General features: G+C 41.2%; 12 protein-coding genes and 1 pseudogene. 10 read left to right on the forward strand and 3 right to left on the reverse strand.

Annotated features, from left to right (window positions below):
- The first annotated feature begins 31 nt into the window (after window positions 1-31).
- Window positions 32-193, forward strand: coding sequence for a hypothetical protein (locus HT688_RS11885; RefSeq protein WP_240148169.1), 162 nt, complete (start codon window positions 32-34; stop codon window positions 191-193).
- Here HT688_RS11885 and HT688_RS08895 read toward each other — a convergent pair.
- From HT688_RS08895 to HT688_RS08905, 3 genes are all read right to left on the reverse strand, one after another.
- The gene (locus HT688_RS08895) at window positions 190-642 is read right to left on the reverse strand and encodes an NUDIX hydrolase (RefSeq protein ID WP_172923706.1); all 453 of its coding nucleotides are present in this window, start codon (window positions 640-642) and stop codon (window positions 190-192) included. The two genes, HT688_RS11885 and HT688_RS08895, sit on opposite strands and share 4 nt — an antisense overlap.
- Window positions 643-770: 128 nt before the next feature.
- Window positions 771-3,029, reverse strand: coding sequence for an ATP-dependent Clp protease ATP-binding subunit (locus tag HT688_RS08900; protein WP_000882510.1), 2,259 nt, complete (start codon window positions 3,027-3,029; stop codon window positions 771-773).
- 229 nt (window positions 3,030-3,258) lie between these two features.
- A complete protein-coding gene (locus tag HT688_RS08905; RefSeq protein ID WP_000443574.1) occupies window positions 3,259-3,489 on the reverse strand; it encodes a DUF1797 family protein in 231 nt (76 codons plus the stop codon).
- 190 nt (window positions 3,490-3,679) lie between these two features.
- Between HT688_RS08905 and HT688_RS08910 the strand changes: the two genes are divergently transcribed.
- From HT688_RS08910 to HT688_RS08950, 9 genes and pseudogenes are all read left to right on the forward strand, one after another.
- Window positions 3,680-4,363: an amino acid ABC transporter permease gene (locus HT688_RS08910; RefSeq protein WP_001011644.1), complete on the forward strand. Its 684-nt coding sequence runs from the start codon at window positions 3,680-3,682 to the stop codon at window positions 4,361-4,363.
- A complete protein-coding gene (locus tag HT688_RS08915; protein WP_000136055.1) occupies window positions 4,363-5,097 on the forward strand; it encodes an amino acid ABC transporter ATP-binding protein in 735 nt (244 codons plus the stop codon). Before HT688_RS08910 ends, HT688_RS08915 begins: the two co-directional genes overlap by 1 nt.
- Window positions 5,098-5,250: 153 nt before the next feature.
- Entirely contained in the window at window positions 5,251-6,108 is an 858-nt protein-coding gene (locus tag HT688_RS08920) for a bifunctional methylenetetrahydrofolate dehydrogenase/methenyltetrahydrofolate cyclohydrolase (protein WP_000192111.1), read from the forward strand.
- A 140-nt stretch (window positions 6,109-6,248) separates the two neighbouring features.
- Window positions 6,249-7,121: an NAD(P)H-hydrate dehydratase gene (locus HT688_RS08925; RefSeq protein WP_000863091.1), complete on the forward strand. Its 873-nt coding sequence runs from the start codon at window positions 6,249-6,251 to the stop codon at window positions 7,119-7,121.
- A gap of 281 nt (window positions 7,122-7,402) precedes the next feature.
- Window positions 7,403-8,086 (forward strand): ribose-5-phosphate isomerase RpiA, encoded by a 684-nt coding sequence (gene rpiA / locus HT688_RS08930; protein ID WP_172923707.1) that lies wholly within the window; start codon window positions 7,403-7,405, stop codon window positions 8,084-8,086.
- A 13-nt stretch (window positions 8,087-8,099) separates the two neighbouring features.
- On the forward strand, window positions 8,100-9,311 hold the full coding sequence (locus HT688_RS08935) for a phosphopentomutase (RefSeq protein ID WP_000033102.1): 1,212 nt from the start codon (window positions 8,100-8,102) through the stop codon (window positions 9,309-9,311).
- 1 nt (window position 9,312) lies between these two features.
- A pseudogene (locus HT688_RS08940) lies at window positions 9,313-9,854 on the forward strand (DUF1697 domain-containing protein).
- A gap of 15 nt (window positions 9,855-9,869) precedes the next feature.
- A complete protein-coding gene (locus HT688_RS08945; RefSeq protein WP_050207878.1) occupies window positions 9,870-10,679 on the forward strand; it encodes a purine-nucleoside phosphorylase in 810 nt (269 codons plus the stop codon).
- 404 nt (window positions 10,680-11,083) lie between these two features.
- A partial coding sequence (locus HT688_RS08950; protein ID WP_172923708.1) for a galactose-binding domain-containing protein occupies window positions 11,084-13,269 on the forward strand: 2,186 nt, incomplete at its 3' end.

Raw genomic sequence — 13,269 nt, forward strand, 5'->3', positions numbered from 1 at the left:
AAGCAGACTAGTATGATAAGAAGAGATAAGAATGAATTTATACTCAATGAAAATCAAAGAGCAAACTAGGAAGCTAGCCGCAGGTTGCTCAAAACACAGTTTTGAGGTTGTAGATAAGACTGACGAAGTCAGTGACCATATCTACGGTAAGGCGACGCTGACGTGGTTTGAAGAGATTTTCGAAGAGTATTAGTCAATCTTATGCTGTTTTTTCCAAGATTGGATGGCCCATTTATGGCTACCACGTTTAAGATTTTGGATAGCCTCGTCAATAGGGAACCAGGCAATATGATTAAAGTCTTCTAGTGGATTTTGCACTTCTTTGAAAGAAGTCGCTTCATAGAGGTGGGCAGGATTGTAGTAGTAGGTATCACGATGACGAGAGTAGAAGTATTCATCAGCCTGTCCATAATAGGTACCAATTTCAGCTGTGAAACCAAGCTCTTCAATCAATTCACGCTTTAGGGCTTCCTGATGATTTTCACCTGCTTCAATTTCGCCACCTGGTAGGAACCAAGCGCCATTAGGTGCTTGAATAAGAACAATTTGTTTTTGTTTAGCGTCAGGGATAAGTGCATACACTCCATAGCGTGCAACATAGTCTGTATTTGCTTTTTTTTCTCCGAAAGTTGGGTTTGCCATTGCATTTTCCTCATTATCTAGTATCTTTATTATTATCATAATGGACAAAGGCAGAGCTGTCAAGAACTTATAGTTATTTTAGTAAAAAGAGCAGAAAATTTTCATTTTCTACTCCTTTTCTATAGGATTTATACTTCTTTTTCATAAGTTTTTACTTCAACTTTTTTGGCAGACTTAATTTGAATGTTTCCCTTGCTAGTCAGAACTGCTTTGAGGTCTTTTTCGCTTGGATTTTCAAGGTAGTAGTCAGTGATTGCGTCCTCAATATAGTCTTGAATAGTCCGACGAAGTGGGCGTGCTCCCATTTTTGGATCATAACCTAGGTCAACCAGCTTTTCCTTGACCTTGTCAGTTACATCCAAATGAATGTTGTTGCTAGAGAGGCGCTTGTTAACATCTGCTAGCATGAGCTCGACAATCTGAAGGAGATTATCCTTGCTGAGAGCCTTAAATTCGATAATGCCATCAAAACGGTTCATAAACTCTGGGCTAAAGAAGTTGCCGAGTTCACCGAGAACAGAGTTGGTACGTCCTTCTCTAGTAGCCCCAAATCCAACGTTGGCTTCAGACTTACCTGTACCTGCATTTGAGGTCATGATAATGATGGCATCCTTGAAGCTAACGGTCCGTCCTTGCCCATCTGTCAAACGACCATCGTCCAAGACTTGTAGAAACATGTGCATAACATCTGGGTGAGCTTTTTCCACTTCATCGAGAAGGATGAGAGAATATGGATTGCGGCGAACTTTTTCAGTTAATTGACCAGCCTCATCATAGCCAACATAACCTGGAGGAGCGCCGACCAACTTAGCCACACTGTGTTTTTCCATGTATTCACTCATATCAAAGCGAATCATACTATCAGCAGAACCAAAGAGTTCGATAGCTAATTGTTTGGAAAGTTCTGTCTTACCGACCCCAGTTGGTCCGACAAAGAGGAAGCTTCCAATTGGACGGTTAGGCGTACCAAGACCGACACGATTACGGCGAATAGCCTTAGCAATCTTATCGACTGCATCATCTTGGCCAATAATATGAGACTTGAGATCTTCGGCTAGATGGATGAGTTGAGATTGTTCTTTCTCTTTTAAATCACCAACAGGGATGTTGGTTTTCTGTTCAATAATATGCTCAATGGTTTTTTCACTGATGATTGGAGTATCCTGGTCTGTGACCTTTTTCTTTTGCATTTCCTTATATTTGGCAATCTGGTCACGGAAGTAGGCGGCTTTTTCAAAATCTTCTTCTCGTGTAGCTTGAGACTTGAGATTTTCAGCCTCAATCAAGCGCTGATCAATGACTTTAGGGTCTACAAAATTCAAGGTCAAATTCATCTTAGAACCAGCTTCATCTAGGAGGTCAATGGCCTTGTCAGGTAAGAAGCGATCTTGGATGTAACGATTGGAAAGAGTTGCAGCTGCTTCAATTGCAGCATCGGTATATTGAACGTGGTGGTAGTCTTCGTATTTCTTTTGAATCCCTTTGAGGATAGTGATTGTTTCTTCCACCGTTGGTTCATCAACCTTGACAGGCTGCATACGACGCTCGAGGGCAGCATCCTTTTCAATGATACGGTATTCATTGAGGGTAGTAGCGCCGACCAGTTGCAGTTCCCCACGAGCAAGGGCTGGCTTGAGGATATTTCCTGCGTCCATATTACCATCACTCGCAGAACCAGCACCGACAATTTCATGGATTTCATCGATAAAGAGGATGATGTCCTCACGTTTGCGAATTTCTTCCATGAGTTTTTGCATGCGTTCTTCAAATTGTCCACGGATCCCCGTTCCTTGCACCAAGCTAACCACATCCAGACGGATGACTTGTTTGCCTTGGAGTTTATGTGGAACATCACCATCAACAATTTTCTGAGCTAGGCCTTCGACAACGGCAGTTTTTCCGACACCCGGTTCACCGATAAGAACAGGATTATTCTTGGTTCTACGATTGAGAATCTCGATGACACGGATAATCTCATCGTCGCGCCCAATAACGGGGTCAATGTCTCCACGACGGGCAATCTCAGTTACGTTGATACCAAATTCTTCCAGCAGGCCTTTTTCTTGGCTTGCTGGTGGAGTTTGAGCAGAACCACGATTTTGGGAACCATAACCGCCGTTTCCACCGTAACCTCCACCTGATTGGGTTGGGGGAATAGGAGGAGTATTGCTAGAAGGTCTGAAATTGTTTAGGTCATTGAAAAAATCACCAAAGGGATCGAAGTCACGATTGTTCAGATCCGTCATACCTTTGAAGAGGCTATTGTTAGGATCTGTTTTGATAATCTTGTAGCAGTTTTGACAGAGGTCAATTTGTTTTTGTTTTCCATTGAGATTGGTGTAAAGATGAATTGTTGAGTCGTTGATTTTACAGTTTTGACAAAGCATATATCTACCTCATTTCTTTCTTTATCCTGATCTGTTTAAAGGTCAAAAATAGTCAAATTCCTATACTCTCATTATAACAGGATTGGGGTGTAAAGCAAGTAAAAAGATTGCAGCTTTGAAAAGTTGTTGCAATGAAAATTTTTGTGAATTTGGACTATAAAAAAATCCTATTTGTGAGACAAAAAGGATTTTGGTTAGACATGCAGGGACAATCCCAGCTTGTTTTAGATTAGTAGAGAAGTTCGTAAATCTCCATTGCAATTAAGTCAATGCTATCAAACGTATACGTTTCGCGAGCTTCTACGTCACGAAGGGTAAAGATTGAGCCGTTTTCTTCGTCGTGGCTGTACGCAACTTCTGCAACAACAACTCCTTCGCGTTCAAAATTACGTTTTAAATTTCCGCCATCGTTTGCCATTGCTTCAAGGCGGTTGATGATTCTAACCAAATGTGATTCCATTTTGATTCTCCTTCATTTCTTATCGTTACTATTTTACCATAAAGGAGGCCAACTTGACTAGAAAAAAACTAAGATTTCTCGCTAATTCTGCTAGTTTAAAGATTTTTAAATAAATTGGATAAAAGATTTGAATTTTAATTCAATATACGTTATAATCATACAGTATTCTATTTTAGAAAGCAGTGTGACTATGAATTTTTCTTTTTTACCTAAGTATTTACCTTATTTTAACTATGGGGCTGTTGTGACGGTTCTTATTTCTATCTGTGTTGTCATTTTGGGAACCATTTTGGGGGTTGTCTTGGCTTTTGGGCAACGTTCAAAGTTTAAACCGCTTGTTTGGCTGGCCAACTTGTACGTTTGGATTTTCCGTGGGACACCTATGATGGTTCAGATTATGATTACCTTTGCTCTTATGCACATCAATGCTCCGACTATTCAGGTTGGGATTTTGGGTGTTGATCTTTCTCGTCTGATTCCAGGGATTTTGATTATTTCTATGAACAGTGGTGCTTATGTTTCTGAGACTGTTCGTGCTGGGATTAATGCGGTTCCTAAGGGGCAGTTAGAGGCGTCCTATTCTTTAGGGATTCGTCCTAAAAATGCGATGCGGTATGTGATTTTGCCACAAGCAATCAAAAATATTTTGCCAGCATTGGGGAACGAATTTATCACCATTATCAAGGACAGCTCCCTCTTATCAGCTATTGGGGTCATGGAGTTGTGGAATGGGGCTACAACAGTTTCTACAACAACCTATCTACCTTTAACACCACTTTTATTTGCAGCATTTTACTACTTGATTATGACCTCTATTCTGACAGTAGCCTTGAAAGCTTTTGAAAAACATATGGGACAAGGAGATAAGAAATAATGACAGAAATCTTGATAAAAATTGAAAATTTACATAAATCTTTTGGAAAGAATGAAGTATTGAAGGGCATCAACCTCGAGATTAAAAGAGGAGAAGTTGTCGTTATCATCGGTCCTTCGGGGAGCGGGAAATCTACCTTGCTTCGCTCTATGAATTTGTTGGAGGAAGCAACCAAGGGGAAGGTTATCTTTGAGGGAGTCGATATTACGGACAAGAAGAATGACCTCTTTGCCATGCGTGAGAAGATGGGCATGGTTTTCCAACAATTTAACCTCTTTCCTAATATGACTGTGATGGAAAATATTACCTTGTCACCTATCAAGACCAAAGGTGAAAGCAAGGCAGTTGCTGAGAAGAGAGCTCAAGAGCTGTTGGAAAAAGTTGGTTTGCCGGATAAGGCAGACGCTTATCCACAGAGTTTGTCAGGTGGGCAGCAGCAACGGATTGCTATCGCGCGTGGGTTGGCTATGGAACCAGATGTTTTACTCTTTGACGAGCCAACTTCAGCCTTGGATCCTGAAATGGTGGGTGAGGTATTGGCTGTTATGCAAGATCTAGCCAAGTCAGGAATGACCATGGTTATCGTAACACATGAGATGGGATTTGCCCGTGAGGTGGCAGATCGTGTCATCTTTATGGCAGACGGTGTGGTTGTTGAAGACGGAATACCTGAACAGATTTTTGAACAAACCCAAGAACAACGGACTAAAGACTTCTTGAGTAAGGTTTTATAATCTATTTTAAAATTTCAAGACAAGATTAGTGAAAAGCTCAACCAGAGATTTTTCTTATAGTTTGAAACTATAGGATAGCCTAGGAAATAAGTGTTAGGGGGTGCAGGCAGTTTTTGCTATAATGGAAGATATTTGAAAGAAAAGAGAAGTGATATGACACAGATCATTGATGGGAAAGCTTTAGCGGTCAAATTGCAGGGGCAATTGGCTGAAAAGACTGCAAAATTAAAGGAAGAAACAGGTCTAGTACCTGGTTTGGTAGTGATTTTGGTTGGGGATAATCCAGCCAGCCAAGTCTACGTTCGCAACAAGGAGAGGTCAGCTCTTGCGGCTGGTTTCCGTAGCGAAGTAGTGCGAGTTCCAGAGACCATTGCTCAAGAGGAATTGTTAGACCTGATTGCTAAATATAATCAGGATCCAGCTTGGCATGGGATTTTGGTCCAGTTGCCATTACCAAAACACATTGATGAAGAGGCGGTTCTATTGTCTATTGATCCAGAAAAGGATGTGGATGGGTTCCATCCCTTAAACATGGGGCGTCTCTGGTCTGGTCATCCAGTCATGATTCCTTCGACACCTGCAGGAATTATGGAAATGTTTCATGAATATGGGATTGAATTAGAAGGTAAAAATGCGGTCGTCATCGGTCGTTCAAACATTGTTGGAAAACCCATGGCCCAGCTTCTTTTAGCCAAAAATGCAACAGTAACCTTGACCCATTCACGCACCCATAATCTTGCCAAGGTGGCTGCTAAAGCAGATATTCTTGTAGTCGCAATCGGTCGTGCTAAGTTTGTGACTGCTGACTTTGTCAAACCAGGTGCGGTTGTCATTGATGTCGGTATGAACCGCGATGAAAATGGGAAGCTCTGTGGAGATGTTGACTATGAGGCAGTTGCCCCACTTGCTAGCCACATCACACCAGTTCCTGGAGGTGTAGGCCCTATGACCATTACCATGCTAATGGAGCAAACTTATCAGGCAGCACTTCGGACATTGGATAGAAAATAAGAGAAAAATCGCTGAAGAGAGTGTATTTTCTATAGCTATATCTGAAATGGCAGAAATGAGTATTAAATTTTAGATATAAGATTACAAAAGGAGGTCTGCGCCTCCTTTTTGTTGTATAATAAAAGCGAGAGGAAAAAACGATGAAAGTGATTGATCAAACTTTACTAGAAAAAGTTATTATTGAACGTTCTCGTACAAGTCATAAAGGAGACCATGGTCGTCTGCTGCTGCTTGGTGGCACTTATCCTTATGGAGGTGCTATCATTATGGCTGCACTAGCTGCTGTTAAGAGTGGTGCAGGATTGGTGACCGTTGGAACGGACAGGGAAAATATTCCAGCTCTGCACAGCCATTTACCTGAGGCTATGGCATTTTCTCTTCAAGACAAGCAATTGTTAAAAGAGCAGTTGGAGAAGGCAGAAGTTGTCTTGCTGGGACCTGGTTTAGGAGACGATGCTTTTGGAGAAGATCTAGTCAAACAGGTCTTTGCTAGCTTAAAACAGAATCAGATTTTGATTGTAGATGGTGGTGCCCTGACCATTCTTGCTAGGACAAGTTTGTCGTTTCCGTCTAACCAGCTTATCCTAACTCCCCACCAAAAAGAATGGGAAAAGCTGTCTGGTATTGCTATTGAAAAGCAAAAGGAAGATGCAACAGCTAGTGCCCTGACTTCATTTCCTCAAGGAACAATTTTGGTGGAGAAAGGTCCGGCTACTCGTATTTGGCAAGCTAGCCAATCTGATTATTACCAGTTACAGGTCGGCGGTCCCTATCAGGCGACTGGGGGGATGGGAGATACTCTTGCTGGAATGATTGCAGGATTTGCAGGCCAATTCCGACAGGCCAGTCTCTACGAATGTGTGACGGTAGCGACCCATCTTCATTCAGCTATTGCCCAAGAACTAGCTCAAGAACAGTATGTGGTTTTGCCAACGGAGATTAGTAATTGTATTCCTAAAGTAATGAAAATTATTTGTCAACAAGAGAGGGTAAGCAAAGATAAACTTGTTTAAAATAGATAGATAAACCCACTTCCTTCTCTTAATTTATGATTCTTGAAATGCGCCTGCTTTAATGCTAAACTAGACGTATCAAAGTTAAGGTCTTGTTTTTGGAACTGGAAAGAGATGAACAAAGCAAATACATAAAAGATAAATTCATTTTTATTCGTTTTATAAAAATAAAATGCATGTTTTCAAAGAAAGATTGATAAAAAATGTAAATTTGATCTTTTTACTTGAATAAAAAGCGATTTCATAGTAGAATAAGAACTGAGAATGATGGAGGTAAATCGGTGGAAAATCTGAAGAAAATGGCAGGTATCAAGGCTGCTGAGTTCGTGAGCGATGGAATGGTCGTTGGACTTGGAACAGGCTCGACTGCCTATTATTTTGTAGAAGAAATCGGTCGTCGTATCAAGGAAGAAGGATTGCAGATTACAGCTGTAACAACTTCTAGTGTGACCACTAAACAGGCAGAAGCCCTTAATATCCCGCTCAAGTCTATTGACCAAGTAGACTTTGTCGATGTGACGGTTGATGGCGCGGATGAAGTGGATAGTCAGTTTAACGGAATCAAAGGCGGTGGTGGTGCCCTTCTCATGGAAAAGGTGGTCGCAACACCATCAAAAGAATACATTTGGGTGGTGGATGAAAGCAAGCTGGTCGAAAAACTAGGTGCTTTTAAATTGCCAGTAGAAGTGGTTCAGTATGGCGCAGAACAAGTCTTTCGTCGTTTTGAGCGAGCTGGCTACAAACCAAGTTTCCGTGAAAAAGACGGCCAACGTTTTGTGACGGATATGCAGAATTTTATCATTGACCTCGCCTTGGATGTCATTGAAAATCCAATTGCTTTTGGACAAGAATTGGACCATGTCGTTGGTGTTGTGGAGCATGGTTTATTCAACCAAATGGTGGATAAGGTAATCGTTGCTGGACGAGATGGAGTTCAGATTTCAACTTCAAAAAAAGGAAAATAGAAGGGGGCATAAGATGTCTAAATTTAATCGTATTCATTTGGTGGTACTGGATTCTGTAGGAATCGGTGCAGCACCAGATGCTAATAACTTTGTCAATGCAGGGGTTCCAGATGGAGCTTCTGACACACTGGGACACATTTCAAAAACAGTTGGTTTGAATGTCCCAAACATGGCTAAAATAGGTCTTGGAAATATTCCTCGTGAAACTCCTCTTAAGACTGTAGCAGCTGAAAGCAATCCAACTGGATATGCAACAAAATTAGAGGAAGTATCTCTTGGTAAGGATACTATGACTGGACACTGGGAAATCATGGGACTCAACATTACTGAGCCTTTCGATACTTTCTGGAACGGATTCCCAGAAGAAATCCTGACAAAAATCGAAGAATTCTCAGGACGCAAGGTTATTCGTGAAGCCAACAAACCTTATTCAGGAACGGCTGTTATCGATGATTTTGGACCACGTCAGATGGAAACTGGAGAGTTGATTATCTATACTTCAGCTGACCCTGTTTTGCAGATTGCTGCCCACGAAGACATTATTCCTTTGGATGAATTGTACCGTATCTGTGAATACGCTCGTTCGATTACCCTTGAGCGTCCTGCCCTTCTTGGTCGCATCATTGCTCGCCCTTATGTAGGTGAACCAGGTAACTTCACTCGTACGGCAAACCGTCGTGACTTGGCTGTATCTCCATTTTCCCCAACTGTTTTGGATAAATTGAATGAGGCTGGTATCGATACTTATGCTGTGGGTAAAATCAACGATATCTTTAACGGTGCTGGTATCAACCATGACATGGGTCACAACAAGTCAAATAGTCATGGAATTGATACACTATTGAAGACTATGGGACTTGCTGAGTTTGAAAAAGGATTCTCATTCACAAACCTAGTTGACTTTGATGCCCTTTACGGCCATCGTCGTAATGCTCACGGTTACCGTGATTGTTTGCATGAGTTTGATGAACGCTTACCTGAAATTATCGCAGCTATGAGAGAGAATGACCTTCTCTTGATTACTGCGGACCATGGAAATGACCCAACGTATGCAGGAACGGATCACACTCGGGAATATATTCCATTGTTGGCCTATAGCCCTGCCTTTAAAGGAAATGGTCTCATTCCAGTAGGACATTTTGCAGATATTTCAGCGACTGTTGCCGATAACTTTGGTGTGGAAACTGCTATGATTGGGGAAAGTTTCTTAGATAAATTGGTATAAGATGACGCGCTATGCTTTGCTGGTGAGAGGTATCAATGTTGGTGGTAAGAATAAGGTCGTCATGGCGGAGCTTCGTCAAGAATTGACAAACTTGGGACTGGAAAAGGTTGAGAGCTACATCAATAGTGGCAATATTTTCTTTACTTCGATAGATTCCAAAGCCCAATTGGTTGAAAAGCTAGAGACTTTCTTTGCAGTCCATTATCCATTTATTCAGAGCTTTTCTTTACTGAGTCTAGAGGACTTTGAGGCGGAACTTGAAAATCTACCAGCTTGGTGGAACAGAGACTTGGCACGAAAAGATTTTCTCTTTTACACTGAGGGTTTGGATGTGGACCAAGTCATCGCGACAGTTGAAAGTTTAGAGCTGAAAGATGAAGTGCTTTATTTTGGAAAACTTGGGATTTTCTGGGGAAATTTTCTGAAGAAACCTACTCTAAAACTGCCTATCACAAGGATCTGCTCAAGATGCCTTTCTATCGCCACATTACCATTCGCAATGCTAAAACTTTTGAAAAAATCGGTCAAATGCTAAAAAAATAATAAAGGAGACACACAATGACATTTTTAAACAAAATCCATGAAACAGCTGCTTTCCTGAAAGACAAGGGAATTCAAGCGCCTGAGTTCGGTCTAATCCTTGGATCAGGACTGGGAGAACTGGCAGAAGAAATCGAAAATCCAGTTGCAGTAGACTATGCTGAGATTCCAAACTGGGGCCGCTCTACAGTAGTCGGTCACGCTGGTAAATTAGTATATGGTGACCTTGCAGGTCGCAAGGTCTTGGCTCTTCAAGGTCGTTTCCATTTTTACGAAGGAAATCCTCTGGAGGTCGTGACTTTCCCAGTACGTGTCATGAAAGTTCTTGGATGTGAAGGTGTCATTGTAACCAATGCAGCTGGTGGTATTGGATATGGTCCTGGTACTTTGATGGCTATCTCAGACCATATCAACATGACGGGGCAAAATCCATTGATGGGTGAAAACTTGGATGACTTTGGTCCACGTTTCCCAGATATGTCTAAGGCCTACACTCCAGAATACCGTGCTACTGCCCATGAAGTTGCTAAAAAACTTGATATCAAGCTTGATGAAGGTGTCTATATCGGTGTTACTGGTCCAACTTATGAAACACCAGCAGAAATCCGTGCCTATAAGACACTGGGAGCAGATGCAGTTGGTATGTCTACGGTTCCTGAAGTTATCGTGGCAGCCCACTCTGGCTTGAAAGTTCTGGGAATTTCATGTATCACTAACTTTGCGGCTGGTTTCCAAGAAGAACTCAATCACGAAGAAGTTGTAGAAGTGACTGAAGGTGTCAAAGGTGATTTCAAAGGTTTGCTTAAAGCGATTCTTGCAGAATTGTAAGAAAAAAGATTTAAAAGGGGGAATACCTCTACCTTTTCATGATTGACTGGCTATTCGGAACAAAGAAGAAACATAGGTAGACTATGGGTTTCTTCCTACTCTTGTAACTGAAAGAGTCTGATAGTTAGCATTGTGAAAGACAAGAATCTAGGATGCTGGAATTAGCTTCCTAGCCAAGCAGACTAGTATGATAAGAAGAGATAAGAATGAATTTATACTCAATGAAAATCAAAGAGCAAACTAGGAANNCAGTGACCATATCTACGGTAAGGCGACGCTGACGTGGTTTGAAGAGATTTTCGAAGAGTATTACTTTCTGAATTTCTCAGTCTTGTCCTATATAGGGGACAAGGAGATTTCGCTTGAGTCTGCTTACAAATAAACGAAAAGAAAGATAAAGAATAATGAAAATTGGTCAACGAATGATGCGCTTTGGCATAAAAAAATTAAGTATCGGAGTTGTATCTGTTGCAGTCGGCTTTGCATTTCTAGCTCCAGCTGGAATTTCAGCCAATGAACTACAGCAAGATGTAACATCTGAAGTGGCAACAAGAGTGCTAGATCCTAAGGAGGAATTGAGAGAGCCGGAAAATGCTACTCCAAAACTAGAAACTCCTCTTAGAGAGGAGTCAAGACTAGCTCCTCAAACGCTTCCGGAAGCAAGTGAAGTTCTTGAAAACAAAAGGGAAGAGTCAAAAGTAGAGATAACCGAGCCAGCTCAATACTTACCTATTCTTGCTCCTGTAGAAGAAACTAAAGAAGAAGCTGTGACAGAAAAACCAACAAATACTCGTTCTCTAACAGCAGAAGATTTGGTGAAGATTTCCAAAGGGGAATTGCATTTAGAAAATGATTTGATTGATGAATCTCTCTACGGTGAAAAAGTTCTTGATTTGGAAGGGGATGATGACCAAGATGGCATCAAAAACAAAGATGAACTTTATGTGTACAACAAAGATGGTAAGGATTATCTAGGATATAACAGTCATCCCTTGCTAGCAGACAGTGATGGGGATGGTTTGGCAGATGGAGAAGATGACAATAAGAAAGAATGGTATGTCACAGACCGTGATTCTCTTCTCTTTATGGAGTTAGCCTATCGAGACGATGATTATATTGAGAAAATTTTAGATCATAAGAATCCTTTCCCTAGTCTCTATCTTGACCGTCAAGAATACAAACTCATGCACAATGAATTGGCTTCTTTCTGGAAGATGAAAAAAGCCTATCATACAGATAGTGGCTTGGATGCTTTCTTATTTGAGACCAAGAGCGACCTTCCTTATCTCAAAGATGGAACGGTGCACATGTTGGCTATACGTGGAACAAGACGGAATGATGCAAAAGATTTAAGTGCAGATTTTGTTTTGTTAGGAGGAAATAAACCAGCGCAAGCGGATGATATCCGCAAGGTTGTTGGGGAATTAGCCAAGGATACAAGTATTACCAAGTTGTATATGACAGGCCATTCTCTTGGAGGCTACCTAGCTCAGATTGCAGCGGTTGAAGCTTACCAAAAATATCCTGATTTTTATAACCATGTATTGCGAAAAGTGACGACTTTCAGTGCGCCTAAAGTGATTACTTCCAGAGCGGTTTGGAATGCTGAGAATGATTTCTGGGATGTTGGTTTGGAAAGCCGTAAATTAGCTGTTAGTGGAAAAATTAAGCATTATGTGGTTGATAATGATAATGTTGTGACTCCCTTGATTCATAACGATCGTGATATTGTTACATTTACAGGTAATTCACGCTTTAAACACCGTTCTCGTGGCTATTTTGAAAGTCGAATGAATGATATTCCTAACTTTAATATTGGTAAACGAACTACCTTGGATAAACATGGTTATCGTGATCCAAAATTGGATAAAGTGCGATTCTTTAAGAAACAGGCTCTGCCCCAATCTTCTAGTCAACCAAGCGCGGAACCAATGGAAAATATTACCTTAGGGAAACAGGTTACTCAAAGTTCGACAGCTTTCGAAGGAGATGCTAGAAGAGCTGTGGATGGCAAAGTTGATGGTAACTATGGTCACAATTCTGTCACTCATACCAACTTCCAATCTAAGCCTTGGTGGCAAGTAGATTTGGCTAAAGAAGAAACCATTCGCCAAATCAATATTTACAACCGAACAGACACTGCCCAGGATAGATTGGCAAACTTTGATGTCATTCTGTTAGACAGTTCTGGTAAAGAAATTGAGAGAAAACGAATAACATCTCTTAAAGATGTGTCAGCACAAATTGCGATTAACCATAAAAAAGCGCGCTATGTTCGGATTGAGCTAGAAGGCTATAATGCCCTCAGTCTTGCAGAAGTCCAAGTATATCGTGCTGAGAATATCGCTTGGAAAAAACAAGCTAAGCAAAGTTCTACTGATTTTGGTGGAGATGCTAGTCGTGCCTTGGATGGCAATACCAATAGTAGTTATAGCCAGCAATCAATTACCCATACAAAATTTGAAAACCAGCCTTGGTGGGAAGTTGATTTAGGTCGTACAGAACAGGTAGGACTTGTTCGCCTTCATAACCGTGGGGATGGAGAGCTTTCTAAACGTCTGTCAGACTTTGATTATGGCTTCAAGCCAGT

It is taken from the genome of Streptococcus sp. 1559 (genome assembly GCF_013276735.1).
Taxonomy (GTDB): Bacteria; Bacillota; Bacilli; order Lactobacillales; family Streptococcaceae; genus Streptococcus; species Streptococcus pseudopneumoniae.

Coding starts and splice junctions, on each gene's coding strand:
- HT688_RS08925 (WP_000863091.1), top strand. CDS start 6,249: ATGAAAGTGATTGATCAAACTTTACTAGAAAAAGTTATTATTGAACGT.
- HT688_RS08895 (WP_172923706.1), bottom strand. CDS start 642: ATGGCAAACCCAACTTTCGGAGAAAAAAAAGCAAATACAGACTATGTT.
- HT688_RS11885 (WP_240148169.1), top strand. CDS start 32: ATGAATTTATACTCAATGAAAATCAAAGAGCAAACTAGGAAGCTAGCC.
- HT688_RS08935 (WP_000033102.1), top strand. CDS start 8,100: ATGTCTAAATTTAATCGTATTCATTTGGTGGTACTGGATTCTGTAGGA.
- HT688_RS08905 (WP_000443574.1), bottom strand. CDS start 3,489: ATGGAATCACATTTGGTTAGAATCATCAACCGCCTTGAAGCAATGGCA.
- HT688_RS08910 (WP_001011644.1), top strand. CDS start 3,680: ATGAATTTTTCTTTTTTACCTAAGTATTTACCTTATTTTAACTATGGG.
- HT688_RS08900 (WP_000882510.1), bottom strand. CDS start 3,029: ATGCTTTGTCAAAACTGTAAAATCAACGACTCAACAATTCATCTTTAC.
- HT688_RS08920 (WP_000192111.1), top strand. CDS start 5,251: ATGACACAGATCATTGATGGGAAAGCTTTAGCGGTCAAATTGCAGGGG.
- HT688_RS08945 (WP_050207878.1), top strand. CDS start 9,870: ATGACATTTTTAAACAAAATCCATGAAACAGCTGCTTTCCTGAAAGAC.
- HT688_RS08915 (WP_000136055.1), top strand. CDS start 4,363: ATGACAGAAATCTTGATAAAAATTGAAAATTTACATAAATCTTTTGGA.